The 23,936-nt window shown below is 44.4% G+C and carries 24 protein-coding genes, 2 tRNA genes and 1 pseudogene; 21 read left to right on the plus strand and 6 right to left on the minus strand.

Features of this window, described 5'->3' with window-relative positions; translation table 11 throughout:
* The first annotated feature begins 103 nt into the window (after positions 1-103).
* The 4 genes from BKE30_RS08750 to BKE30_RS08765 all read left to right on the plus strand — a co-directional run bounded on the left by BKE30_RS08750 (position 104) and on the right by BKE30_RS08765 (position 3,409).
* Positions 104-1,195, plus strand: coding sequence for a YheT family hydrolase (locus BKE30_RS08750; protein ID WP_083698513.1), 1,092 nt, complete (start codon positions 104-106; stop codon positions 1,193-1,195).
* 142 nt (positions 1,196-1,337) lie between these two features.
* The gene (locus BKE30_RS08755; protein WP_076878205.1) at positions 1,338-2,582 is read left to right on the plus strand and encodes a pyridoxal phosphate-dependent aminotransferase; all 1,245 of its coding nucleotides are present in this window, start codon (positions 1,338-1,340) and stop codon (positions 2,580-2,582) included.
* A gap of 232 nt (positions 2,583-2,814) precedes the next feature.
* A tRNA-Asn gene (locus tag BKE30_RS08760) sits at positions 2,815-2,890 on the plus strand.
* A gap of 72 nt (positions 2,891-2,962) precedes the next feature.
* Entirely contained in the window at positions 2,963-3,409 is a 447-nt protein-coding gene (locus BKE30_RS08765; protein WP_076878206.1) for a DUF2726 domain-containing protein, read from the plus strand.
* 80 nt (positions 3,410-3,489) lie between these two features.
* Here the strand turns inward: BKE30_RS08765 and BKE30_RS08770 are convergent, their stop codons facing one another.
* A complete protein-coding gene (locus tag BKE30_RS08770) occupies positions 3,490-3,861 on the minus strand; it encodes a hypothetical protein (RefSeq protein ID WP_076878207.1) in 372 nt (123 codons plus the stop codon).
* Positions 3,862-4,081: 220 nt separating this feature from the next.
* Here BKE30_RS08770 and BKE30_RS08775 point away from each other — a divergent pair.
* Together BKE30_RS08775 and BKE30_RS08780 are read left to right on the plus strand one after the other, a co-directional pair.
* A pseudogene (locus tag BKE30_RS08775) lies at positions 4,082-5,140 on the plus strand (SDR family NAD(P)-dependent oxidoreductase).
* A gap of 230 nt (positions 5,141-5,370) precedes the next feature.
* Entirely contained in the window at positions 5,371-6,306 is a 936-nt protein-coding gene (locus BKE30_RS08780; RefSeq protein ID WP_076878208.1) for a sensor domain-containing diguanylate cyclase, read from the plus strand.
* Positions 6,307-6,492: 186 nt separating this feature from the next.
* Here the strand turns inward: BKE30_RS08780 and BKE30_RS08785 are convergent, their stop codons facing one another.
* Positions 6,493-6,702: a cold-shock protein gene (locus BKE30_RS08785; RefSeq protein ID WP_076878209.1), complete on the minus strand. Its 210-nt coding sequence runs from the start codon at positions 6,700-6,702 to the stop codon at positions 6,493-6,495.
* A gap of 383 nt (positions 6,703-7,085) precedes the next feature.
* A tRNA-Arg gene (locus BKE30_RS08790) sits at positions 7,086-7,162 on the minus strand.
* Between the two features lie 224 nt (positions 7,163-7,386).
* Between BKE30_RS08790 and BKE30_RS08795 the strand changes: the two genes are divergently transcribed.
* The 9 genes from BKE30_RS08795 to BKE30_RS08835 all read left to right on the plus strand — a co-directional run bounded on the left by BKE30_RS08795 (position 7,387) and on the right by BKE30_RS08835 (position 15,148).
* Positions 7,387-8,340: an ABC transporter ATP-binding protein gene (locus BKE30_RS08795; RefSeq protein WP_076878210.1), complete on the plus strand. Its 954-nt coding sequence runs from the start codon at positions 7,387-7,389 to the stop codon at positions 8,338-8,340.
* A complete protein-coding gene (locus tag BKE30_RS08800) occupies positions 8,337-9,110 on the plus strand; it encodes an ABC transporter permease (protein ID WP_076878211.1) in 774 nt (257 codons plus the stop codon). The genes BKE30_RS08795 and BKE30_RS08800 overlap by 4 nt, the downstream gene beginning before the upstream one ends.
* 54 nt (positions 9,111-9,164) lie before the next feature.
* Entirely contained in the window at positions 9,165-9,983 is an 819-nt protein-coding gene (queF, locus tag BKE30_RS08805) for an NADPH-dependent 7-cyano-7-deazaguanine reductase QueF (RefSeq protein ID WP_076878212.1), read from the plus strand.
* 37 nt (positions 9,984-10,020) lie between these two features.
* Entirely contained in the window at positions 10,021-10,680 is a 660-nt protein-coding gene (locus BKE30_RS08810; protein ID WP_076878213.1) for a hypothetical protein, read from the plus strand.
* A 197-nt stretch (positions 10,681-10,877) separates the two neighbouring features.
* Positions 10,878-12,020: a rod shape-determining protein RodA gene (gene rodA / locus BKE30_RS08815; RefSeq protein WP_076878214.1), complete on the plus strand. Its 1,143-nt coding sequence runs from the start codon at positions 10,878-10,880 to the stop codon at positions 12,018-12,020.
* 93 nt (positions 12,021-12,113) lie between these two features.
* Positions 12,114-13,115 (plus strand): lytic murein transglycosylase B, encoded by a 1,002-nt coding sequence (mltB, locus tag BKE30_RS08820; RefSeq protein ID WP_076878255.1) that lies wholly within the window; start codon positions 12,114-12,116, stop codon positions 13,113-13,115.
* A gap of 292 nt (positions 13,116-13,407) precedes the next feature.
* Positions 13,408-14,058 (plus strand): septal ring lytic transglycosylase RlpA family protein, encoded by a 651-nt coding sequence (locus BKE30_RS08825; RefSeq protein ID WP_076878215.1) that lies wholly within the window; start codon positions 13,408-13,410, stop codon positions 14,056-14,058.
* A 158-nt stretch (positions 14,059-14,216) separates the two neighbouring features.
* The gene (locus BKE30_RS08830) at positions 14,217-14,666 is read left to right on the plus strand and encodes an Mpo1 family 2-hydroxy fatty acid dioxygenase (RefSeq protein WP_076878256.1); all 450 of its coding nucleotides are present in this window, start codon (positions 14,217-14,219) and stop codon (positions 14,664-14,666) included.
* Positions 14,667-14,740: 74 nt separating this feature from the next.
* Positions 14,741-15,148 (plus strand): hypothetical protein, encoded by a 408-nt coding sequence (locus tag BKE30_RS08835; RefSeq protein WP_076878216.1) that lies wholly within the window; start codon positions 14,741-14,743, stop codon positions 15,146-15,148.
* 133 nt (positions 15,149-15,281) lie between these two features.
* On the opposite strand, the gene tsf is transcribed toward BKE30_RS08835, so the two are convergent.
* Both tsf and rpsB read right to left on the minus strand, forming a co-directional pair.
* Positions 15,282-16,160, minus strand: a complete 879-nt coding sequence (gene tsf / locus BKE30_RS08840) for a translation elongation factor Ts (RefSeq protein ID WP_076878217.1) — start codon at positions 16,158-16,160, stop codon at positions 15,282-15,284.
* Between the two features lie 161 nt (positions 16,161-16,321).
* Positions 16,322-17,092 carry a 30S ribosomal protein S2 gene (gene rpsB / locus BKE30_RS08845; protein WP_076878218.1) on the minus strand — a complete coding sequence of 257 codons (771 nt, stop codon included), beginning with the start codon at positions 17,090-17,092 and terminating at the stop codon, positions 16,322-16,324.
* A 234-nt stretch (positions 17,093-17,326) separates the two neighbouring features.
* Here rpsB and map point away from each other — a divergent pair, with 234 nt between their 5' ends.
* The gene (gene map / locus BKE30_RS08850) at positions 17,327-18,151 is read left to right on the plus strand and encodes a type I methionyl aminopeptidase (protein ID WP_076878219.1); all 825 of its coding nucleotides are present in this window, start codon (positions 17,327-17,329) and stop codon (positions 18,149-18,151) included.
* A 112-nt stretch (positions 18,152-18,263) separates the two neighbouring features.
* Here the strand turns inward: map and BKE30_RS08855 are convergent, their stop codons facing one another.
* Complete coding sequence (locus BKE30_RS08855; RefSeq protein WP_076878257.1) at positions 18,264-19,433, minus strand: S1C family serine protease; 1,170 nt, start codon at positions 19,431-19,433, stop codon at positions 18,264-18,266.
* A 179-nt stretch (positions 19,434-19,612) separates the two neighbouring features.
* Between BKE30_RS08855 and BKE30_RS08860 the strand changes: the two genes are divergently transcribed.
* The 5 genes from BKE30_RS08860 (at position 19,613) to greB (ending at position 23,812) form a co-directional block, all read left to right on the plus strand.
* Entirely contained in the window at positions 19,613-20,383 is a 771-nt protein-coding gene (locus BKE30_RS08860) for a Nif3-like dinuclear metal center hexameric protein (protein ID WP_076878220.1), read from the plus strand.
* Between the two features lie 163 nt (positions 20,384-20,546).
* On the plus strand, positions 20,547-21,149 hold the full coding sequence (locus tag BKE30_RS08865; RefSeq protein WP_076878221.1) for a peroxiredoxin: 603 nt from the start codon (positions 20,547-20,549) through the stop codon (positions 21,147-21,149).
* Positions 21,150-21,314: 165 nt separating this feature from the next.
* Positions 21,315-21,950 carry a superoxide dismutase gene (locus BKE30_RS08870; protein ID WP_076878222.1) on the plus strand — a complete coding sequence of 212 codons (636 nt, stop codon included), beginning with the start codon at positions 21,315-21,317 and terminating at the stop codon, positions 21,948-21,950.
* A 229-nt stretch (positions 21,951-22,179) separates the two neighbouring features.
* Positions 22,180-23,184: a patatin-like phospholipase family protein gene (locus BKE30_RS08875; protein WP_076878223.1), complete on the plus strand. Its 1,005-nt coding sequence runs from the start codon at positions 22,180-22,182 to the stop codon at positions 23,182-23,184.
* A 148-nt stretch (positions 23,185-23,332) separates the two neighbouring features.
* On the plus strand, positions 23,333-23,812 hold the full coding sequence (gene greB, locus BKE30_RS08880) for a transcription elongation factor GreB (RefSeq protein WP_076878224.1): 480 nt from the start codon (positions 23,333-23,335) through the stop codon (positions 23,810-23,812).
* The last annotated feature ends 124 nt before the right edge of the window (positions 23,813-23,936 follow it).

The following is a 23,936-nucleotide window of genomic DNA, read 5'->3' on the forward strand; positions in this document are numbered from 1 at the left end:
CAGTGTTCAACTGCTGAATTGACGATCTATGCAACAAATTGCATAATTAAATGAATATTAAACAAGCTGTAATTTTTTTAAGATGTAGCACGAGGACTTTTTGATGTCAGCGATAGCCAATCTGTTAGCTTCATTTCCACAGTTTCTCAAAAACAACAATCATTCTGAACTCGCGCTTTTTTATAAGCCAACACCAGAAAATAAAAATCTGATTCACTCAATCAAACAGTTACAGCAAAGTTATCGACCTACATTCTGGCTTGCCAATACCCATGTCCAGCTCATGTATCTTGAGCTTCAGAAAAAGCTGGAAAAGCCGCTGGTTTATGATCATGTTGAAACCCTGATCATGGCAGATGGTGGCAAATCCGGGCTGGCTTGGTATGGCTATAATCTGCCAGCTTCTACCCCAACCCTTGTTATTTTGCATACGCTAACCGGTAGCCCCCGTAGTATGCAAAACATGGTGCGGGATTTACATGAATATACCGGCTGGCGTGTGGTGGTTGCGGTGCGGCGTGGACATGCCGAGCTTGAGTTCGATCCACCGCGCTTTAATATTTTTGGTTCTACCCAGGATTTAAGGGAACAACTGGCTCGTATTGAGCAACTTTTCCCACAAACGCCACTGTATGCCGTGGGTTCTTCGGCAGGTTCAGGTTTACTGATCCGTTATCTGGGTGAAGAACAGCAAAATGCCCGGTTTAAAGCTGCTTTTGCTTTTTGTCCCGGCTACAACACGGATGAAGGCTTTAAATATTGTCATCCGCTGTATAGCAAATACATGGCCAAAAAATTAATTAAAACCTTTATCGAACCACACCAGAACAAGCTACAGCAGCTATCAACCCTTGAATATCTTAAAAATGCCAAAGATCTGGTGTCCTTTCATCAAAAGGTCTATGAGTTTTCCGGGTTTAACAGTTATGAAGATTATTCAGATGCCACCAACCCCATGAAGGTTTTTCAACAGGTTACCTGTCCTGTAATGCTGCTAAATGCAGAGGATGATCCGGTCTGTAATATTCAAAATCTTAAGCCTTATCTGGCTGATATTCAGCAAATGCCCAATATCATTGTGGTTAAAACCCGTAAAGGTAGCCACTGTGCCTATCAGCAGGGCTGGCACGGAAAATCATGGGCACATAAACTGATGGCTGAATATTTTCAGGTCATGCATAAAAATACTGTTTAAATAGCCTAAATCGTCCCAAACAACGCTGGCACAGTGCAAAGGAATTAAAAATTAGTTTTAATATCCGGCCAAACGCCTTGCAAAATCAGCTAGAATAACCCGATTTTTTGTGTTCAATTCCCCAAAAGAAGGAACCCCTGCCGTGGACGTACGTCTGTCTGACCGTGTTAACTCTATCAAGCCCTCACCGACTCTTGCTGTCACCAATAAAGCAGCTGAGCTGAAAGCCGCAGGCCATAACATTATTGGCCTTGGTGCTGGTGAGCCAGACTTTGATACCCCACAGCACATTAAGGATGCTGCCATTGCGGCCATCAATAACGGGTTTACCAAATATACTGCTGTAGACGGTACACCCGGCCTGAAAAAAGCCATTATTGCCAAGTTCAAGCGTGACAATAACCTTGATTATGCCGCTAACCAGATTCTGGTATCTTGCGGTGGCAAGCAAAGCTTTTTCAATCTGGCGCTGGCGTTTATCAATCCGGGTGATGAAGTCATTATTCCTGCACCGTACTGGGTGAGCTATCCGGACATGGTGCTCATTGCTGAAGGCGTGCCGGTTATTGTGAAATGCGGTGAAGAACAGCGCTTCAAGATTACCGCGGAACAACTGGAAGCGGCCATCACGCCAAAAACCCGTCTGCTGGTATTGAACAGCCCGTCTAACCCGACTGGCATGATTTATACCAAAGAAGAGCTGGAAGCACTGGCAGAAGTGCTGCGCCGCCATCCACAGGTGTATGTTGCCTCTGACGATATGTATGAGCCAATTCGCTGGTCTGGCCCGTTCTATAATATCGTGAATGTTGCGCCTGACCTGTATGACCGCACACTGGTACTCAATGGTGTCTCCAAGGCCTATGCCATGACTGGCTGGCGTATTGGTTATGCGGCTGGTCCGGCAAGCATCATCAAAGCCATGACCAAAGTACAATCGCAATCAACTTCTAACCCGACTTCAATCAGTCAGGTTGCTGCTGAAGCTGCACTAAATGGCCCACAAGATGTGCTGCAACCCATGATTGCAGCGTTTAAGCGTCGTCATGATCTGGTAGTTAATGGCTTAAATGCGATTAACGGCATTAGCTGTCTGGATGCCGACGGCGCATTTTACGCCTATGCGTCTATTCGTCCGGTTATTCGTGCGCTGGGTTTAAAATCCTGCACCGAATTTTCTGAATGGTTGCTGAACAAAACTGGCGTTGCAGTTGTACCGGGTGATGCATTTGGTTTAGGTGGTTATATGCGTATTTCTTACGCTACTGCTGACAGCGTGCTCGAAGATGCCCTAAACCGCATTAAAGAAGCGGTAGACAGTATTGATCCAGCCGCATTGAATGCTGCGATTGAATCTGTTGCAGCAGATCAGGCAACTGGCAAGTAATTTAACTGTGTATTTGAAAAAGCCCTGTCATTAATGATGGGGCTTTTTTATGGCTATTCCGCTGGTATTATGGCTTTGTTGTACAGTTAATAATCCTGTTTTAAAGATAAATAGAGCCGCTTGTGGTCTTAATGATTCACTTGCGCTCATGATTTAAGCAATCAACTGTTTATTTCATTAAAAGGACTTGACCCCTAACGTGTTGCTGCCTAAAATGCGCATCACCAACTGTTCTCCAATAGCTCAGTCGGTAGAGCAACGGACTGTTAATCCGTGTGTCCCTGGTTCGAGCCCAGGTTGGAGAGCCAAAATTCTAAAAATCCCTGCCTAATAAGCGGGGATTTTTTTATGGCTAATTGAAATTTTTTAGGAATCAAACAATGAGCTTATGGTGGATTATTGGGATTGCCATTTTTATAGTGCTAATTGCGCTGGCTAGCAAAAACAGGAAACCCAAACAGCAACATACACCAATTCATGCCAAAGCCATTTTAACCCGCCGTGAACAACAGTTTTTCCAGATTATGCAACAAGCCCTGCCTCGCGCTTATATTTTTCCGCAAGTCAGTTTTTCTGCCATTTTAACCACCAAAGGCTTTTATACCCGCAGTCAGTTTAACCGCAAGATTGCCGATTTTGTCTTATGCGACCAAAATCTTAATATCGTGGCAATTATTGAACTGGATGACAGTAGTCATAAAGGCCGTGAGCAACAGGACGCCGCTCGTGATGCCATGCTCAATGAAGCAGGTTATGCTGTCATTCGCTATGCCCAGATTCCTTCAAGTGCACAACTCCAAAAAGACCTGCATAAATATCTCAGATAACTGTTTTTACGTTCTATATTTAGATTATCTCTTTTGAATTATTATTTTTGAGCAAGATAAGGCTAGAGTTTTTAGCCTTCTTAGTTATTGCCTGTGTTAAATACCTTATGTTGGTTACCGCTGGCATCCCGCACGTTTTGCGCACAAATACTGGCTGTTACCTTAACTGGCTTGGCTTTGGCATCATAGCACTTGCAGCCTGCCGGGGTTTTCATGCAGCCCGCAATGTATTGTGCCGATGCGCTAGAAGTCAGCCGGTGCATTTGTGCCTTAATTTGCTCATTTTGGATCTGGATTTCATCTGCACCCTGATTGCTATTACTGGCAGCCACTGTATCCGATGAGATCTTTCCCGGTTCTGTTTTAAAAAAGGATTGCTTTTTAAGGACATTGAACACAACAAGGGCAATCACCAGAAAAATAGCAAGCTTGATAACTTTTTGTAGGGCCATGATTGTCTTTTTAATGAATAGAAATTTGGGAGTAGTGGCAAATTTCTATTATTTTATTAATATAAGCATGCCAGCCATTTAGCACTGATTTTAATAAACTTGGCTGGTAAAAAACAAGCTGTAACAGAGTTGTTTATAATTTAAGCAAAATAATTTGTTCTTACTCCGGCATACTTCAGACTATTTACTACAGCACCAGTAGGTCTGATGGAGTGCCTCAATGCCCCGTTTTTCTTATTTCTGGCTTATTCCCAATTCTCAGCAAGTATTACCCAGATTAATTTCACGCAGATTTAAGTTTTTGCTACTGGTACTATTGTTGTGCTTGTGCTCGTTTGTACATGCAGCCAGTAATACATTACATCATAAAGTAATTGTCATAACAGGTGCATCCAGTGGTTTTGGCAAGGGTATTGCCCTAAAACTGGCCAGTGAAGGCGCTACTGTAGTACTGGCTGCAAGACGTACCCAGCTTCTGGAAGAGATCGCACAATAATGCAGGCAGCTAGGGGGCAATGCACTGGTAGTAACCACAGATGTTGCCAGTGAACAGGATGTTGAGCGTCTGGCGCAGCGTACCTTAAACAGCTTTGGGCATATTGATGTATGGATTAACAATGCAGGCGTGGGCGCATTTGGCCGCTTTGATGAGGTCCCGCTTGCAGATCATAAGCGTCTTATGGATGTTAATTTGAATGGCACTTTGTATGGCAGCTATTATGCCATGCGTCAGTTCCGCCAACAGCACTATGGCTCACTGATTAATATTGCATCAGTGATGGGTAAAGTACCGCTACCCTACTACGCCAGTTATACCGCGTCCAAACATGCCATTGTCGGCCTTGATGCCGCCATTAATCAGGAATTACAGGTTAATAATGAGCGCAATATTCATGTTACTACTATCATGCCTTTTGCAGCAGACACCCCGTGGTTTAATCACACGGCCAACTATAGTGGCAAGTCGCCACGCATGATTGCTCTGGATCATCCCGATAAAATTATCAACGCTGTGGTAAAAGCCATTCGCCATCCCAAAAAAGAAATAGCTGTGGGTTACAAAGCAAAACTTGCGCTGGCTTCTCACCGGATTTCTTCCCGCTTAACCAATGCCCTGGCTGGCCGCGCTGGACACAAAATCATGATTCAGGACCCGCCACCGGCATCGCAAACCAGCGGTACATTATATAAACCTATGGCTGAAGGTACGGGTATCGTTGGCGGTATCAAACAGCGTGTAGAGCTGGAAGACCTGATACTGGAACAACAGCAACGCTAAGGCTTAAGCCTAAAATATAGGCTCAGTGGCAAACTGCTATCCTGTTGCGACTGTTCAACTTATCTTAAACATATTAGGGTTGGTTAACCAATGTGATGAATAAATTGCCAAACTTATACTTATTTATAGAAGAATTTCTTATAAAACTTTATTAGAACCGGGTTATACCCTACGAAGTAGCCTAGCCCTACTTATTGTTGCATTCACAAGCCTGTCAGTTGAGTAATACAATGAATTTTCAATTATCCGCAAGCTTTGAAGATGCAGGTCGTGCAGTACTCAACTTTTTGCATCAGCGTCTGGATTTTGATTTATGGATGATCACTCGCACCGAAGGGGATGACTGGATTGTATTGCAGTCTGAAGATCATGGCTATCAGGTAAAACCGGGGCAGGTATTTCATTGGGCCGATTCATTTTGCTCACACATGGTGCAGGGAATGGCACCCCGCATTGCCCCCTGCTCTGATGACATTGAACTGTATGCAACTGCACCTATAGCCAAAATGGTGCCTATTAAGGCTTATATTGGCTTTCCCCTACTTCGGGAAAATGGTGAGCTATTTGGCACTTTATGCGCCATAGATCCCCAGCCCAAGCCTGAATCCATCAGGCAGGAACAGGAACTGATTGATCTGCTGAGTAACCTGCTTAGTGTCATTTTGCAAAATGAATTACAGCGTACCCAGTACACTCGCTATTTTGAACGCCTGCAAGTGGAATCCCTCATCGACGACGTTACCCAGCTCTATGACCGACGGGCATGGGATCGCCTAATTAATGCCGAGGAAGAACGTAGCCGCAGGCATGGTCATCCTTCGGCTATTTATACGATTAAAATGGATAATTGGCAGGAAATCAATGAAACGCAAGGTAAAGCCGCAAGTAATGCCTTAATTAAACGCGCTACAGTTGCGTTAAAAAAAATATTGCATGATCACGATATACTGGCACGATTAAGAGAGGATGAAATCGCTATTTTGAATATCACGCTGGACAAAGCCAAAGCCGATGATTTTTTTCATTATATCAGGCAAACCCTGCAACACGTTGATGTTAAGGCGTCAATCGGCTATGCCCTGCGACATCCCTCTACAGGCTTGCATCATGCACTGGCTCAAGCTGAAAAACACGTACAAACCTATCAGCACAGTACACAACACTAACGAATATAAAATCTGATCAGTAGCTGTTAGCCCTTTAGTACTTCGTTTAAAAATTTAGAAAATAAAAATAATGCTAAGACTGGTTACCTGAGTAATCTTAGGCATAAAAAAACCTCCACTATTTAATGGAGGTTTTTTAGATCAAATCCTGTAAACCTGATGTCTACAGAATTGAAGTTTTAAAACTTAGAGTACAACGATTTTGCTGGCTTGTGGACCTTTTGGACCATCAGTTACACTGAACTGAACACGCTGGCCTTCGCTCAAGCTTTTGAAGCTGTTGCTTTGAATTTCGCTGTAATGAGCGAATACATCAGGACCAGAATCCTGTTGAATGAAACCAAAACCTTTAGTGTCATTAAACCATTTAACAACGCCAGTAGTAGTACTTGACATAATATAATCCTCATTGAAAAATTAATATGGTTTTGAGCCATATCTATTACTCAAAAAATAATCTATGAAACTAAAATCTTATGAAAACGAAGGATTATAAAATAAAACTACGAAATGACGGACTTAACGAAACAATATTATTTTATAGAGCACTTAACCTATTGGTTTCTCATTTATACGTTTATTGAAGCTGTTGGTCAACCTTTTATTTAAAATTAATGTAAAGGAACACGGCAGGATATGTATTTAGGTAACCATATAGTTCAAGCTAAAATATTAAGTACAACTTAAAGGCTGTATTAATCAACTTTTATAAGAATAGTCCATCAAACCGTAGCACAATAGAAGCTACAAGGATAATTATTTGATTTTTTAATGCGATATGGCGCGCCCGGCGGGATTCGAACCCACGACCCCTGCCTTCGGAGGGCAGTACTCTATCCAGCTGAGCTACGGGCGCATAAGGCGACACATCATAGGGAAAAAATAGGCGCTGGTAAAGCACTGCTTTTTTAATTGCTAGTTTTCTGTGCAACTTGCCAGATTTAACAAACCAGCTTTTTAAAAGAAGTGCACATGTTGCAACGCAGCGTCCATAAAATAGAACCGGATAAGTCTTGGCTTTTTTGGCAATATTACTGACAATAGATGCCCTGTGCTTAACCAGTCATTTGAGAGAATTCCATGACCGATGCTTTAGTGTTAAAGCAGCTCACCAAAACCTATAAAAACGGCTTTGAAGCATTAAAAGGTATTGATCTCACCGTAAAAGAAGGTGATTTTTATGCACTGCTTGGGCCAAATGGTGCTGGCAAGTCCACCACCATCAGCATCATTAGTTCCCTAACGCGCAAATCATCAGGACATGTGGAAATCTTTGGCCATGATCTGGATACGCATCCTTCACAGGCCAAGCAGTGTCTGGGTGTAGTGCCACAGGAATTTAACTTTGGCCAGTTTGAAAAAGTGTTTGATATTCTGGTCACACAGGCTGGTTATTACGGTATTCCCAAAAAAGAAGCACAGATTCGTGCCGAAAAATATTTAAACAAGCTAGGGTTATGGGAAAAACACGATGTGCAATCGCGCCTGCTTTCCGGTGGTATGAAACGCCGCCTGATGATTGCCCGGGCCATGATTCATGAGCCACGCCTGCTCATTCTGGATGAACCAACTGCTGGTGTGGATATTGAGTTGCGTCGCTCCATGTGGGAATTTTTAACTGAGATTAATAATCAGGGTACTTCTATTATTTTAACTACGCACTATCTGGAAGAAGCAGAAATGTTGTGCCGACGCATTGCCATTATTGATAAAGGCGTCATCAAGGAAGACACCGACATTAAAACCCTGCTCAGCCAGTTATCAGTAGAAACGTTTGTGCTGGATTTAAAGGCACCGGTCATGGACTGGCCTGCGTTTAATATTCAGGGCATGCATTTCCGGCAGGTTGATCCCTTAACGGTTGAAGTTAGCATTGATAAAGGTCTGGCATTGAATGATGTGTTTGCCCTGCTGGCAAGCCATGACATTGTGGTAACCAGTATGCGCAATAAATCCAATCGTCTTGAAGAGTTGTTCATTCATATGGTTGAAAAGAATCTGGCTGATCAAAAGCCTGCTGGAGCACACGCATGAACGTCCAGCAATTACAAATTGCCTTAAATACTCTGGTTACTAAGGAAATCCGCCGTTTTATGCGCATCTGGCCGCAAACCTTGCTGCCGCCTGCCATTACCATGAGCCTGTATTTTGTGATTTTTGGCAATTTGGTCGGTTCGCGCATCGGGCAAATGAATGGCTACAGCTACATGCAATTTATTGTGCCCGGTTTAATCATGATGGCAGTGATTACCAATAGTTATTCCAATGTGGTGTCCAGTTTCTTTAGTGTGAAGTTCCAGCGCAGTATTGAAGAGCTGATTGCCAGCCCGGTACCTCATCATATTATCCTGATTGGCTATGTGATTGGCGGAGTTACCCGTGGGCTGCTGGTTGGCTTTATTGTGACCCTGCTGTCATTATTTTTTACCGAGCTATCGATTCATCACGCCTTTGTCATGATCTTTACCGTGCTGGTTACCGCGGTACTGTTTTCACTGGGTGGATTTATCAATGCGGTGTATGCCCGCTCATTTGATGATATTTCCATTGTGCCAACTTTTGTGCTGACACCCCTAACCTATCTGGGTGGTGTTTTTTACTCCATGGATCAGTTAAGCCCGTTCTGGCAAAACCTATCCTTGCTCAACCCTATTGTTTATATGGTCAATGCTTTCCGTTATGGAATTTTAGGGGCGAGTGACGTTAACGTGTGGGCTTCGCTGGCTGCGATTAGCATCCTTTGTGTGGCGCTGTATATTTTTGCCTATCGCCTGCTGGCTCGTGGTACAGGTATGCGTGAGTAATCGTGCAAAAATGAGTATGGCTTTACATATTGATTAAACAGTATGGGTTAAAACATGAGTGTTGAACAATCGCTGCTGGGTCAAACCACCAGTTACCCCACAGAATATGCCCCGGAAATTCTGTTTCCCATTGCCCGTGCGCCCTCACGGCAGGCTTATGCCACTATTCACGGCATTGCTCAGGGCATGGACTGGTGGCATGCCTTCGAGCTGTCGTGGATGGATTTGCACAACAAGCCGCAGGTCGCCATTGGTCGCCTGCATATTCCAGCCAGTTCAGAATTTTTAATTGAATCCAAGTCATTGAAGCTGTATTTCAATAGCCTTAACTTTAAAAATTTTGCGTCCACTCAGGCCTTTATTGACTGCGTAGAACAGGATCTTAGCCGTATAGCCAATGCATCAGTCAGGCTTGAGCTTTATGATGCTGATGCGCTGTTGGTCAGCCAGCCGGTTGGTTTTTGTCTTGACCCGCTTGTACCAGACGGTTTCAGTGTGCATCCAGACCGCACATTACTAAAGCTGGACAGCTCAGCAGATCGGCAAGTGATTGAAACAAGCCTGTATTCGCATTTATTAAGAAGTAACTGCCCAGTCACTGGCCAACCGGACTGGGGCACACTTTTTATCAAATATCAGGGTATTAAGCCTTGTTATTCAAGCCTGCTCGCTTATATTATCTCGTACCGCCAGCACAGCGGATTTCATGAGCAGTGTGTTGAGCAGATTTTTGCAGATATCTGGCAGCAATTACAGCCTGAACGCTTAATGGTGTATGCCGCCTATACACGGCGCGGTGGCCTGGACATTAATCCCTGTCGTGTGTCTGATCTGGACTGGCTACCCTCACCGATTCGTTTAGCCCGACAATAATTTTTATTCCTGTATTGATATTTTTAGGAGGTTTTTCATGACGAGTTACTTTGGCATTATTCCATCTGATGAGCTAAAAAGTGATATTGATCTGGCCAAATCCAAGCGCGGTAGCAGCGAGCCACAATATCCATTGCGCGATAAAATCTCTTTAAAACTAAATGATGAACTGATTGATAACCTGCTGGTTAAGCTGGTTCAGCAATTTCCTGCCAGCGAAAAACGTGACACTGCCGAAAAACTGGCAGGTTACGTACGCAGCACCGTTAGTGTTCTACTCAAGCAACTATTGGGTAAAGCACCTAATGAGCAGGTGATGAAATCACTGGAGTTTCTGGAAAGCAGCACTTTTGTTGACAATACTGGCAATAGCCGGATTGGTGCAGCACTGCCGGATGATCTGGTTAATCAGTTAAAAGCCTCTTTTGCTGCCGTACATGCCGGTCAGGGCAAAGAACAGCGTCAGGCGCTAACCACCCAGTTCAAGCTGTTTGCTGACCAGATCATCAAGCATTTTATGACTGATTATAACAAGACTCTGGATCTGGGCCTGATCAAACGCAAAGCGGCTGAGCTGGCGACCAGTGCAGTGGGCAAAGCTGTTCATATCGCAATTGACAAGCTGATTCCGGCCCTAAGCCAGGCTGAGCTTGAAGCGGTAGCAACACATTTTGATCATCTGCTGGTACAAAAATAATTTACTGTCAAGTTTTGCTGCAACACCTTGAGCCTGGCCATTGCCGGGCTTTTTTAGACCTGATGTTTAGCCTAGCTTAAATCCTGCCTGCAAAAATCAATAAGCTGCTTTTCTCAGCCCATGGCCGTTGTATGCTAAAATTTGGCCTCAATTTCCCCTCCTGATTTTGTTTTACTTCTTCGTGGTTCTACTTCTTCATGGCAGAAAATCCGCAGTACCGTTTTTTACGTTATGCCCCCCGGGATGGCAGCAATATGCAGCTCAGTCCTACCCGCTGGGAGCGCATGCATATCGATCCATGGCTTACTGGGCTGTTCCTGCTGATTGCCAGCATGGGGCTGGTGGTGCTGTATAGTGCCTCAGCACAGGATATGGGGCTGGTGATGCGCCAGCTGGTCAGTTTTATTATTGGCTTTGTGGTCATGCTGGTGATGGCGCAAGTGCCTCCCAAGATTTATCAGGCCTTTTCACCCTGGTTTTATGCCAGCGGGCTGGTACTGCTGATTGGCGTGATGATTTTTGGTGAAGTGCGTATGGGCGCGCAGCGCTGGCTGGATATTCCTGGCTTTGGCAGTGTGCAGCCTTCGGAATTCATGAAGCTGGCCATGCCCATGATGACAGCCTGGTTTTTATCCGTCAGGCCCTTACCACCGACTTTTAAAGCCGTGGTAGTCACCTTAATGCTGATTGGCATCCCTGTGCTTTTAATTGCTGAACAGCCCGATCTGGGAACTTCCCTGCTAGTCATGGCAAGCGGCATGTTTGTGCTGTTTTTAAGTGGCCTGCGCTGGTGGATGATTGGGGCCTGTGTAGGTGCCCTTGCAGCCATTATTCCCGTGGCCTGGATGTTTTTACTACATGATTATCAACGGCAGCGGGTGCTGACCCTGATTGACCCCGAAGCTGATGCCCTGGGCACAGGCTGGAATATTATCCAGTCCAAAACAGCGATTGGTTCGGGAGGCGTTTTTGGTAAGGGCTATTTAAATGGCACCCAGTCACATTTACATTTTTTACCTGAAGGCCATACCGATTTTATTATTGCCGCGTTCTCCGAAGAATTTGGTTTGTTGGGTGTCGCGGTGTTGATGACCCTGTATTGCTGCATTATTTTTCGTGCTTTTCAGATTGCTTTTCGCAGCAATCATAATTATGGGCGCCTGCTGGCGGGTGCGATTGGTCTTTCCTTTTTTGTGTATGTATTTGTCAATGCCGGCATGGTGAGTGGCATTTTGCCAGTGGTTGGCGTACCTTTACCCTTTATGAGCTATGGGGGTACCGCCATTATTACCTTAATGGCAGGCTTTGGCTTGCTGGTATCCATTCAGACTCATCGCTAATTTTGTATTTTTGCTTTTTTGGAAAGAACGATGTTATTTAAAAATCTGCTGTTCAACAATTCACTGGCTAAATCATTGTTTAAAACATTTTCCATCACACTCCCATTGACGGATTACCGTACCGGTTTGCTGGCCTTGGTTGCTAGCTTAAGCAGTACAGTGGCAGGTGCCAATGATTTCCTGCTTGATCCGGCCTATGCCAATTTTCGCCAGAAAATGGTTACTGAATATCAGTTTTCCCATGCAGAAGTTGATTCTGCCATGAATTCGGCACAACGCATTGAGCGTATCTTGTCCATCATGACACGCCCGGGTGAAAGCAAGCAATGGTATGAGTACCGTCCGCAATTTCTGGTAGAGTCCACCATTAGCCGTGGCGTGCGTTTTAAGCAACAGTACAGCGATGCGCTATGGCGCGCCGAGCAACAATATGGTGTGCCACAATCCATCATTCTGGGCATTCTGGGGGTAGAAACCGGCTATGGCCAAAACAAAGGCAGTTTTCGCACCATTGATGCACTATCTACACTGGCATTTGGCTATCCCCGCCGTGCCGATTATTTTACAGATGAACTGGCCGCCTTATTGGTATTGGCGCGGGAACAGGGCCAGCCAGTAGAAAGCTATGTAGGTTCTTATGCCGGAGCACTGGGATATCCGCAATTTATGCCCAGTAACATCCGCAAGCTTGCTGTCGATTTTAATGGAGATGGCAAAGCAGATATTATTAATAACCCGGTTGATGCCATTGGTTCCATTGCCCACTATATGGCAGTTCATGGCTGGCAGCGCAATGAGCCTATTGGATTTCGCGCCAGTTACCGTGGGCCGGATGATTCACAAATTGTAGCACCTGATGGCCAGTTAGAGAAAACCCGTCCGGCCGGTGAATTTGCCACACTGGGATTAACCCCGCTTAATCCTGCGGTTAAGCTTGATCCCCTCGATATGGTGAACGGTATACGCCTTATGGAAGAATTTGGCCCGACCTACTGGCTGGTCTACCCCAATTACATCACTATAACCCGCTATAACTACAGCCGTAACTATGCCACTGCCGTCTGGCAACTGGGCGAAGAAATTATCAGCCGTTAATTGTTAATTGCAAATTACATTAGTTACCTAACGAAACCTGTCAAAAATGAAAAAATAAGGGCTTTGACAGGTTTTTGAAATAATTACTTACATTATTGGTTATTTTTTGATCTAATTTACGCTAAAAACAATTGTTTTTGTAACTGAACGCTATTTTTTATTGGACAAGTATTTAAATTAGTCACTATGATCACCACCAATGACATTCATTTACGATTAAACGTGGCAAAGAAACCTTTTTATGCTTGTTCAATTAAACAACATATCAGGTTCCCACCGGAGCGTTAAACATATGCAAAAATCAGTATTTTCTGTACTGACCCTGTCACTTGGTTTGGCTATCAGCACTGTATCCCATGCAGATCTGGTACAGGCCCAGCCATTAAACAACAGTTCTGAGTCTGCCAGTCTGGCCAATCGCGTATTGGATCAGGATGGAAAAAGCATTAGCTCAGCGTTGTTCAAAATGAATACTTCTTCTGTAGCCGCGCTAGCCAACAAACCAGCTATCGTTACTGCATTAAGCATTACCGAAACTGCAGGTAGCCGTGTTAAAACTGAAAACATTCCTACCCGCGTTGAAGCCAATGAAGAGCCAGGCATTATTGATCGCCTAAGCGCTGTGGCTTCAGAAGCAGTCCGTAAATTTACCCAGACTGGCATGGCGTCTTGGTACGGCCGTCAGTTCCATGGTCGCAAAACTGCCAGTGGTGATACCTTTGATATGTATGCCATGACTGCAGCACACCGCAGCCTGCCATTAAACTGCTATATCCGTGTGACCAACAAGAATAACGGTAAAAGTGTTGTGGTAAAGGTAAATGACCGTGGTCCATTCCATGGTAACCGTGTACTGGATCTGTCTTACGCTGCTGCCAACAAATTAGGCATTGCCAGTTCAGGTACTGGTAACGTGACTATTGAGCGTGTGGAAGGGCCTTAATCTTACCCTCTAGCGCTGTAAAGTCATCTAGCCACCTCCGGGTGGCTTTAATATTTCTGAATCAGTATTTTAAATCAAGACATTGAAATATTTTATCTTGCTTTGCCATTGTAGTTATGGCATTGTCAGGAAGTCATGAAAATTAAGGGACTATGCTCATGCGCAATCTTCAGCAATGGCTAGATGAATACAGTGAAAGCCACCGCAATTTAACTAATAAGCGTATTCACTGGTTATGTGTACCTGCCATTTTATTTTCTATTGTTGGCTTTAGCTGGCATTTAAGCACAGTCATGACGATTGTCCTGATTGCCTTAACCTTATTGTTTTATGCCCGTTTATCACTGCCCCTGCTCATGGCGATGAGTGTCCTGATGCTCTTGATGGTTTTACTTATTAACTGGTTACCTATTGGTGCAGGCTTTTTTGTCGGGTTATTTGTGGTTGCATGGATTGGACAGTTTTATGGCCACAAAGTAGAAGGTAAAAAGCCATCTTTCTTTAAAGATCTGCAATTTTTGCTGATTGGCCCAGCCTGGTGCATGGATGCAGCTATTGGCAAATTTTTCCCGAACTGGCGTAAGCGCTTTATTGAGCAGCCTGCCTGATTGTTACCTATTGCTTGATACGAAGGTTTAGTTTTTTGAAGTTAGTAATTTATTTAGCGGGGTGCGGGCTGTTAATGACTGCTTGCACCAGCACAGATTCCACCCCTTCTGCTTCACAGAAGCCCAGTACTGTGTATGAACAGTACAATGATAAAGTTATTCATGGGATTGCTTATGAGGAAGAAAAAATTTACTTCTCCAATGCCAAACGGGCTGAAGTAGAATCAAAAATTCCTCAATACATGCAGCAAATGAAAAAAAGTCGTGAACAGGTCATTCAGATGTACCAGAAGGTTTCACAGTCAGTTGCCAAGTGTAAAAAAATACGCCTAACTCAGGAACGGATTGAAGGGAATATAGCTTATTTAACCTATGAGCAAACTGACATTTGCAACCCCAGCTCCGGTGGACAGCAAAAGCAGTCGGTGGTTATGCACAATGAACAGGGCTGGAAAATTCATCAGGTTGAAATTGCATTGTAGAAATCAAGCACAAACATGCACATGCTATGCGCTGCTGTAGAGTGAGCATGGCATTTATTTTGCCAGCAAAATTCCATAAAAAACCCCGCAAGAACGGGGTTTTTTATAAGCATAACAAAGTAATTAAAACAAATTACTTGGCCGCTTCAGCTTGAGCAGCAGCAACTTCGTCAGCAAAGTTTACTTCTTTTTTCTCAATGCCTTCACCAACTTCAAAGCGCTTGAATTCAGTAACAGTCAAGCCAGCAGCTTTTAGTACGTCGCCAACTTTCTTTTCGTTGTCGATGACATAAGCCTGACGTAACAGGGTTACTTCATTGAGGTATTTGTCCAGACTACCCTGAACCATTTTTTCAACGATATTGGCAGGCTTGCCAGACTCAATTGCCTTGGCTTCAGCAATTTCTTTTTCCTTGGCCAGAATTTCAGCAGGAACATCTTCAGCATTTACAGCGGCTGGATTAAACGCAGCAACGTGCATGGCAACGCCTTTGCCAGTTTCTTCATCGCCACCGGTGTAGGCAACTACAACACCAATTTTCAGACCATGTCTGTAAGTGGCCAGTTTTTCACCTTCAACGATGTAACCACGACGTACCTGAATGTTTTCACCGATTTTTTGAACCAGCTCAACACGTGCTTCTTCAACAGTCAGAGTGTCATCAAATTTCAGGTTTGCAATTTCAGCAGCGTCGGTGGCATTGTTTGCCAATGCAACTTCAGCCACACGGTTGGCAAATTTGGTAAAGTTTTCGTCTTTGGCAACAAAGTCAGTCTGGCTGTTTACTTCAAGCAGTAAAGCACGGTTGCCGTCCTGAGCAATAATAATGGCGCCGTCAGCAGCAATATTGCCAGCTTTTTTGGCAGCTTTAGCCTGACCAGACTTACGCAGGTTATCAATGGCTACTTCAATATCACCACCAGCTTCTGATAATGCTTTTTTGCATTCCATCATGCCAAGGCCAGTACGGTCACGTAATTCTTTTACCATGCTTGCGCTAATTGCAGTCATGCTTGTCTCCTAAACTGTCATTTAAATCAAGAATTTAATTACAAATAAAAACGGCCCATTGGGGTTACCGCCTGGGCCGTTACATCGGACTACTGGTGAATGGTGACGTTAAACCATGTCATAACCATGAAAATCTGCCAATAAGACCGATGTATCCAACATTAAGCGTCGGTAGCAGCAGTTTCTTCGCTAGCCTGTTCAGCTGGCTCGGCAGCTTTAGCCTGAGCACCACCCTGGGTTTGCGCATATTCTTTACCAGCCAGAATTGCATTTGCCATAGAGCTGGCGTACAGGGTCACAGCACGGATCGCATCGTCATTACCAGGAATGATGTAATCAACGCCATCTGGATTAGAATTGGTGTCAACGATACCAATGACCGGAATACCCAGGTTTTTGGCTTCTTTAATGGCAATGGATTCATGGTCAACGTCAATGATGAACAGTGCATCTGGCAAACCGCCCATGTTCTTAACACCACCCAGTGAGCGCTCAAGCTTTTCCATTTCGCGGGTGCGTTCTAGCGCTTCACGCTTGGTCAGCTTGGCGAAAGTACCGTCCTGAGATTGCACTTCAAGCTCTTTTAAGCGATTGATCGACTGACGCAGGGTTTTCCAGTTGGTCAGCATGCCACCTAACCAGCGATGGTCAACATAAGGCTGGCCAGCACGTTGGGCTTGTTCACGGATGATGTTGCTGGCAGCGCGCTTGGTACCAACAAACAGTACCTTGTTCTTTTTGCTTGCCAGATTGTTTACAAAATTTAGGGCATCGTTTAACGCAGGAACTGTGTGTTCCAGGTTAATAATGTGAATCTTGTTGCGTGCACCAAAAATGTATGGACCCATTTTTGGGTTCCAGAAACGGGTTTGGTGACCAAAGTGTGCACCGGCCTGTAACAGGTCGCGCATGCTTACGTTATATTCTGCCATGATATTTACCTTAAAATGGGTTAGGCCTCCATATGTCCTCATTGTCCACTTTTGTGTTTTTAACAAACACAAAAGCACCCAGATCAATGTGTCGACATATGTGTGGGATTAACCGTCTGAACAACGGTTTTTGAATAAATAACTTTGCTAAAAATTATTACCCAAAAGCATTTGCTAAAACGGGGCGCTATTTATACCATATATAGGTCATTTTTGCCAAAAAAAATTAAGCCCATGAATAGTTTTAGCTCACCAAACCGGCATCTGATCAAATCGCCTGAAGCCATTGAAAAAATGCGCATTGCAGGACGCTTGGCAGCCGAGGTGCTAACCATGATTACGCCTTTTGTCAAAGCTGGTGTAAGCACGCTTGAGCTAGACAAACTGTGCCATGACTATATCGTCAATGTGCAAAATGCCATTCCAGCCTGTCTGGGCTATGGGGGCGGTCATGGTCGTAAGCCCTTCCCTGCGGTAATCTGTACTTCAGTGAATCATGTGGTGTGTCATGGCATTCCATCAGAAACCAAAATTCTGAAAAACGGCGATATCGTCAATATCGATGTCACTGTGATTAAGGATGGTTACCATGGCGACACCAGCAAGATGTTTATTATTGGTGAAGGTTCGGTACTGGCAACGCGTATTTGTGCAGTTGCACAGGAAGCCATGTATAAAGGCATGGAAACGGTTAAAGCCGGTTCCTATGTGGGTGATATTGGTGCGGCCATTCAAAAATATGTGGAATCCGAACGCTTTAGTGTGGTGCGTGAATACTGCGGTCATGGTATTGGTACCACTTTTCATGACGATCCACAAATCCTGCACTATGGCAAGGCAGGCACCGGCATGCGTCTGGAAGCCGGCATGACCTTTACGATTGAACCGATGGTGAATGCTGGGGTTTGGCAAACCCGCCTGCTGGGTGACAACTGGACGGTAGTCACCAAAGACCACAAGCTGTCAGCCCAGTGGGAACATACTATTTTAGTGACTGAAACCGGTATTGAGGTGCTTACTGCCCGTCCGGAAGAAGATTTATCCCGCTTTCAGGTCTGACCCGATTGGTATAAAGCTATTGCTGTAGAGTCATTAAAGTTCGATAGAAAAAAACCGCTCATTACGAGCGGTTTTTTTATGTTTAAGGTTTAATCAACATCATAACCAGAAATTACTCCATCCAGCCCGGTAATTCCATTACTGGGGTATTTTTTTGCTGCGGACGTTCAGCCACTGTAATTTTTAGGCTGATATTTTCCTTGTTACGCTTCACCAGCATGTTAATCATAGTATTTGGCTTTTGCTGAGCAACCCATTTAATAAGCTGGGTTGCACTTTGCATAGGCTGGTTATTGATAGACAAAATAATATCGCCTTTTTTCAAACCGCCCTGATCTGCCGGACCCTTGGCCAAAACACCCATCACTTGTACACCGGTATCCGGTACAGTGGTGGTTGGAAACTCGGAAGGATCGATGCCTTTAACTTCAATACCCAGCCAGCCACGGGTGACTTTGCCATCTGACAGAATGGACTGCCACACCTGCTGGGCCAGTCGCGCAGGAATGGCAAATCCAATCCCCAGTGAACCCCCGGTTCTGGAAAAAATAGCGGTATTGATGCCAACCAGATTACCGGATACATCAATAAGTGCGCCACCGGAATTGCCAGGATTAATAGCGGCATCTGTCTGGATAAAATCCTCATAGGTATTAATGCCAAGCCCTGAACGTCCAGTTGCCGAGATAATACCCTGAGTAACGGTTTGCCCTACCCCAAACGGATTACCAATTGCCAGCACCACATCGCCTACTTCGCTGGGAGAATTTTTAAAAGGCAGTACCGGAAGATTGCTAAGCTCAATCTTGATGACAGCCAGATCAGTATCCGGATCTGTGCCAATAACCGTGGCCGTTGCACGGCGACCATCCTGTAGCGCAACTACAATTTGTTCAGCCTGTGCTACCACATGATTATTGGTTAAAATATAACCATCTTTACTTACAATAACGCCAGAACCCAAGCTGGTTTCATCATCGCCGCTTTCCTGTGGAAACTGGCGCTCAAAAAATTTGCGTAATACCGGGTCTTCAATTTGCGGATGGGCAACAACTTTTTGGGTAGTAAAGATATTTACTACGGCTGGCGCTGCAACCTTAACTGCCCGATTATAGGAAACTACGCCGCCCTGAGGCGCAGTAGACAACAGTGGTTTTTGTTTTTCGGCTGGCAAATTGGCCATAACGGGCTCTACCGGCTTGGTTTGTTTGTGCCAGACAAAAAAGCCGGCGGCAAAAATAAATAATAATATCCAAGGTAACCAAATAATGGTGCGACGCACGTGCATACCCCTTTTTATCTGCTACTTTACTGTCAGTATAATGGCTTACTGGAAGTGCCAATACCCACCCAAATATTAGCCTGACAAGTTAAAGGTCAGGCAATAAACCACACATGGGTCTGGCAATTATTGTAAAGTGTTTAAGTACAAATTAATCAATTGAATAGAGTATTGTTGTTATGGTTGAGTTAAATCAATTATTGGCATGGTGTAATAGTACCTTAAATGTGAAGGCATTTAAGGATTACTGCCCCAATGGCCTGCAAATTGAAGGCAGCCATACCGTTCATAAAATCGTTACTGCCGTTACTGCATCGCAAGAAGCCATTGATGCCGCGATTGCTGCCAATGCCGACGTGCTGATGGTGCATCATGGTTATTTCTGGAAAGGTGAACCTGCACCGCTTACCGGCATGAAGGGCCAGCGCATTAAAAAACTGCTGCTGCATAATATTTCCCTGATTGCCTATCACTTGCCGCTGGATGCACATGTCACACTGGGTAACAATGCAGCACTGGCTGACCTGCTGGATATTAAAATAACTGGTCCACTTGATCCTGCTGAAAGCCAGCCTATTGGCAATGTGGGTGAGCTAGCGACACCCATGACAGTGGATGCCTTCATATCGCATCTGGCTGCCCGTTTACAGCGCACACCGTTACATCTGGCTGCAACAGATTCCAGTCAAACAGCCACCATTCAAAAAGTGGGCTTTTGTACTGGTGCAGCCCAGGATTTTTTAGATAAGGCTGCCGCGCTTGGCTGCGATGCCTATATTTCGGGAGAAGTCAGCGAGCGCACCTATCATGAGGCAAAAGAATTGGGTATTCATTATTTTGCCTGCGGACATCATGCCACTGAGCGTGGTGGTATCCGGCGATTAGGCCAGGCGCTGGCACAGCAATTTAATCTGGAAGTCATATTTATGGACTTTAATAATCCGGTTTAAATCTGCTAATGACATCAAATTTTTGAACAATGAACTATTTTTTAAGCAAAAAATGCATTTCACCAGTCTACAGTCTTGCTATCTGTAACTGGTTGCGGCATGGTAATGCAGTTCTTTTCACAGCAAAAATCTGATTGATTTTTAAACAATTTTGGAGAAATACATGGCAGTTTTAGTTGGAAAGCCAGCACCCGATTTCAATGTGGCCGCTGTACTGGGCAATGGCGAAATAGTTGATTCCTATTGCTTTAGCGAAGCCAGCAAAGGCAAATATGCACTGGTGTTTTTCTGGCCACTGGATTTTACCTTTGTTTGTCCATCCGAAATTATTGCACTAGATAACAAGATTGAAGAATTCAAGGCACGCAATGTTGAAGTTGTAGGCGTGTCCATTGACTCCCAGTTTACCCACAATGCATGGCGTAATACCCCCGTCAATGCGGGTGGTATTGGCCCGGTTAAATTTACCATGGCTGCTGACACCAGACAGGATATTGTACGTGCTTATGACGTACAGTCTGCAGGTGGTGTTGCATTCCGCGGTGCATTTATTATTGATAAAGACGGCATTGTACGCTCACAAATTATCAATGACCTGCCACTGGGCCGCAATATTGATGAAATTATCCGTATTGTTGATGCGCTGCAATTTACTGAACAACATGGCGAAGTCTGCCCAGCCAACTGGCAAAAAGGTGATAAAGGCATGACAGCAACACCAGCCGGGGTTGCCTCTTACCTGTCTGAGCACGCCACTGCGCTATAAGCAGCACAGGTTTAGTACTTGATACTTGGCATTGGGCTTAGTACCAAACTATAAAACTTTAGTGCTTTTGTACCCGTCTCGCAGCATGGCATACTTGAAACCAACAGTTTTATGAAAACATGCTGTTTTTAAAATCAATTTCCCAGCGAACGCAAGGAAAACACCATGACACAAATTACGCTACCTGACTTACCTTATGCTCATGACGCGCTTGAGCCGCATATCAGCAAAGAAACTCTGGAATACCATCACGACAAGCATCATCAGGCTTATGTGACCAACCTGAACAACCTGATCAAGGGCACTGACCTTGAAGACAAAGAGCTGGATGATATTATCCGTGCAACAGCGGGTGATGCTGCTGATCCAAGTAAAGCAGGTATTTTCAATAATGCTGCACAAGTATGGAACCATACGTTTTACTGGAACTGCATGACACCAAATGGTGGTGGTCAGCCAACTGGCGCAGTTGCAGAAAAAATCAATGCAGCATTTGGTAGCTACGAAAAATTCGTAGAAGAATTTACCAAAGCTGCAACCACCCAGTTTGGTTCTGGCTGGGCATGGCTGGTTGCCGATCAAGTGAATGGCGACCTGTCGATCATGAAAACTGCCAACGGCGACAACCCAATGGCACACGGCAAAACTGCCATTTTGACCATTGATGTATGGGAACATGCGTACTACATCGATTTCCGCAATGCACGCCCAAAATACATTAGCACCTTTATTGATCACCTGATCAACTGGGACTATGTCAATGCCAAACTGGCTGGCCAGCCTGCTGGTGTTGAAAAATAACAGGCACTTGCCTGCCTAAAAAAACAGGTCTTTTGGCCTGTTTTTTTAGGCTTATATTTGACAGATCACTGCCATTTGCAACATTAAAAGTAAATTACCCGTAATAAATTTCTTTACCGAACGCTGCTATAACCCTGTGACAAGCTCTCCTTATAATTAGCCATATAAATATTTCAATTGATGAGCTCTCCTTCTGCCTATGCCAAAAGAAAATTTTTTCCCAACTACTATGTTTTCATTCCATTCGGTTCAGTTCAGTTGTTTAAAACATGTGCTGCTTGTCGGCAGTATTCTGCTAAGTGGCTGTACGCATGTGGTTGCACCGCCACCAGCCACAGTCACGGCGATTGCCGATGCCCGTGAATATGAACTACAAAAGGCCGGCATAGCCTTAAAACAGAAACTAGGGAAAAACCAGCCAATGGTGGCACTGGTACTGGGGAGTGGTGGCGCACGCGGTTATGCTCATATTGGCGTTATCAGAATACTGGAAAGCTATGGCATTAAGCCACAACTGATTGTGGGCACCAGCGCTGGAAGTATTGTCGGTGCGCTATATGCCAGTGGGAAAAATGCAGACCAGATGGACAAAATTGCCAGTAGCCTAAAAAGTTCGGATGTGCGCGATATTACCCTAAGCCGTCAGGGCTTTTTTAACAGCGAAAAAGTAAGGGACTTTGTTAACAGGCAAGTAGAAAACCGTCCGCTTGAACAACTGGATATTCCCTTTTTTGTGGTAGCAACCGAGCTGCAAACCGGCACACGGGCAGTATTTAATTATGGCAATACCGGACAGGCTGTAAGCGCATCCGTATCTATTCCCAGTATGTTTGTGCCTACATCCATTCGCAAAAAAGAATATGTTGATGGTGGCCTTGTCAGCCCAGTACCGGTTGAAGTGGCCAAAAGTCTGGGTGCCGATGTGATTATTGCAGTGAATATTCTTGCGCAACCGGAAAACACCCCGACCACCAATATCTGGGGGCTGTTTAATCAGAATATTAATGTGATGCAAAACCGGCTGGCTTCTTATGAATTAAAAGATGCCCATGTAGTTATTCAACCCAATATCCGGGAAAAGCAGCATATTTTCTCATTGGATTCCCGCACGCAGAATATTCTGGCGGGTGAAGAAGCAACCCTGTTCCAGATTGACAAGATTAAATATGTGATTGAAACGGCACGGCAAAAACTGGCTCAAAATAATGCATTGTCCTCCGAAAGCAGGCCTTAATGCTTACTGGGCAATACCTTGTTTTATCTGAATGTCTTGGTTTAATTAAAAGCCCTGTTTTTACCAAATACCCTGCTATACCGCGGCTACAAGTTGCTTTATAAGCCCAGTTATTTAAAATTTATATTTTCCGGTTTTAAGAACAGTTATGTCCAGAGCACCCTATATTACTGCAGAAGGCTATAAAGTCTTATCTGATGAGTTGAGCTATTTGTTACGGGTAAGACGCCCAGAACTGACCCGTGCCGTCAGTGAAGCAGCCGCTTTGGGTGACCGCTCGGAAAATGCAGAATATATTTATGGCAAAAAATTACTGCGTGAAACTGACCGCCGTATCCGTTTTTTACAAAAAAGATTGCCTGACTTAAAAGTAATTGATCGTTTACCAGACCAGCCTGAACGGATTTTTTTTGGCGCTTTCGTTGAACTCGAAAATGATCAGGGCGAGATTTTAAAAATCCGCATTGTCGGTTCAGATGAATTTGTGCCCGAAAAACACTGGATTAGCATTGAGTCACCCTTAGCCCGGGCACTGCTGGGTAAACAGGTCGACGATGAAGTTTTTGTCAACTTGCCCAACAATCAACATGCAAATTACATAGTGGCGCACATTTCATACAAAATTTGACAAACACATTATAAAAGTCTAGTATTGTCAGCTCAGAAATTAATCACCTAGATGGTTAATTTGTAACAATCAGTAAATAAATAACCTATTTATCAGGTTAATCCTAGTTTTGTCGTCTGGAATG

Source organism: Alkanindiges hydrocarboniclasticus (assembly GCF_001982605.1).
GTDB classification, from domain to species: Bacteria; Pseudomonadota; Gammaproteobacteria; order Pseudomonadales; family Moraxellaceae; genus Alkanindiges; species Alkanindiges hydrocarboniclasticus.

What these genes read in the sequence shown, in the direction of transcription:
- BKE30_RS08765 (WP_076878206.1), top strand. Translation starts at nt 2,963, where the DNA reads ATGAGCTTATGGTGGATTATTGGGATTGCCATTTTTATAGTGCTAATT.
- map (WP_076878219.1), top strand. Translation starts at nt 17,327, where the DNA reads ATGAATAGTTTTAGCTCACCAAACCGGCATCTGATCAAATCGCCTGAA.
- BKE30_RS08780 (WP_076878208.1), top strand. Translation starts at nt 5,371, where the DNA reads ATGAATTTTCAATTATCCGCAAGCTTTGAAGATGCAGGTCGTGCAGTA.
- BKE30_RS08860 (WP_076878220.1), top strand. Translation starts at nt 19,613, where the DNA reads ATGGTTGAGTTAAATCAATTATTGGCATGGTGTAATAGTACCTTAAAT.
- greB (WP_076878224.1), top strand. Translation starts at nt 23,333, where the DNA reads ATGTCCAGAGCACCCTATATTACTGCAGAAGGCTATAAAGTCTTATCT.
- queF (WP_076878212.1), top strand. Translation starts at nt 9,165, where the DNA reads ATGAGTGTTGAACAATCGCTGCTGGGTCAAACCACCAGTTACCCCACA.
- BKE30_RS08870 (WP_076878222.1), top strand. Translation starts at nt 21,315, where the DNA reads ATGACACAAATTACGCTACCTGACTTACCTTATGCTCATGACGCGCTT.
- BKE30_RS08795 (WP_076878210.1), top strand. Translation starts at nt 7,387, where the DNA reads ATGACCGATGCTTTAGTGTTAAAGCAGCTCACCAAAACCTATAAAAAC.
- rodA (WP_076878214.1), top strand. Translation starts at nt 10,878, where the DNA reads ATGGCAGAAAATCCGCAGTACCGTTTTTTACGTTATGCCCCCCGGGAT.
- tsf (WP_076878217.1), bottom strand. Translation starts at nt 16,160, where the DNA reads ATGACTGCAATTAGCGCAAGCATGGTAAAAGAATTACGTGACCGTACT.
- BKE30_RS08835 (WP_076878216.1), top strand. Translation starts at nt 14,741, where the DNA reads ATGACTGCTTGCACCAGCACAGATTCCACCCCTTCTGCTTCACAGAAG.
- BKE30_RS08770 (WP_076878207.1), bottom strand. Translation starts at nt 3,861, where the DNA reads ATGGCCCTACAAAAAGTTATCAAGCTTGCTATTTTTCTGGTGATTGCC.
- BKE30_RS08750 (WP_083698513.1), top strand. Translation starts at nt 104, where the DNA reads ATGTCAGCGATAGCCAATCTGTTAGCTTCATTTCCACAGTTTCTCAAA.
- BKE30_RS08825 (WP_076878215.1), top strand. Translation starts at nt 13,408, where the DNA reads ATGCAAAAATCAGTATTTTCTGTACTGACCCTGTCACTTGGTTTGGCT.
- BKE30_RS08865 (WP_076878221.1), top strand. Translation starts at nt 20,547, where the DNA reads ATGGCAGTTTTAGTTGGAAAGCCAGCACCCGATTTCAATGTGGCCGCT.
- BKE30_RS08830 (WP_076878256.1), top strand. Translation starts at nt 14,217, where the DNA reads ATGCGCAATCTTCAGCAATGGCTAGATGAATACAGTGAAAGCCACCGC.
- BKE30_RS08810 (WP_076878213.1), top strand. Translation starts at nt 10,021, where the DNA reads ATGACGAGTTACTTTGGCATTATTCCATCTGATGAGCTAAAAAGTGAT.
- rpsB (WP_076878218.1), bottom strand. Translation starts at nt 17,092, where the DNA reads ATGGCAGAATATAACGTAAGCATGCGCGACCTGTTACAGGCCGGTGCA.
- BKE30_RS08785 (WP_076878209.1), bottom strand. Translation starts at nt 6,702, where the DNA reads ATGTCAAGTACTACTACTGGCGTTGTTAAATGGTTTAATGACACTAAA.
- BKE30_RS08800 (WP_076878211.1), top strand. Translation starts at nt 8,337, where the DNA reads ATGAACGTCCAGCAATTACAAATTGCCTTAAATACTCTGGTTACTAAG.
- BKE30_RS08875 (WP_076878223.1), top strand. Translation starts at nt 22,180, where the DNA reads ATGTTTTCATTCCATTCGGTTCAGTTCAGTTGTTTAAAACATGTGCTG.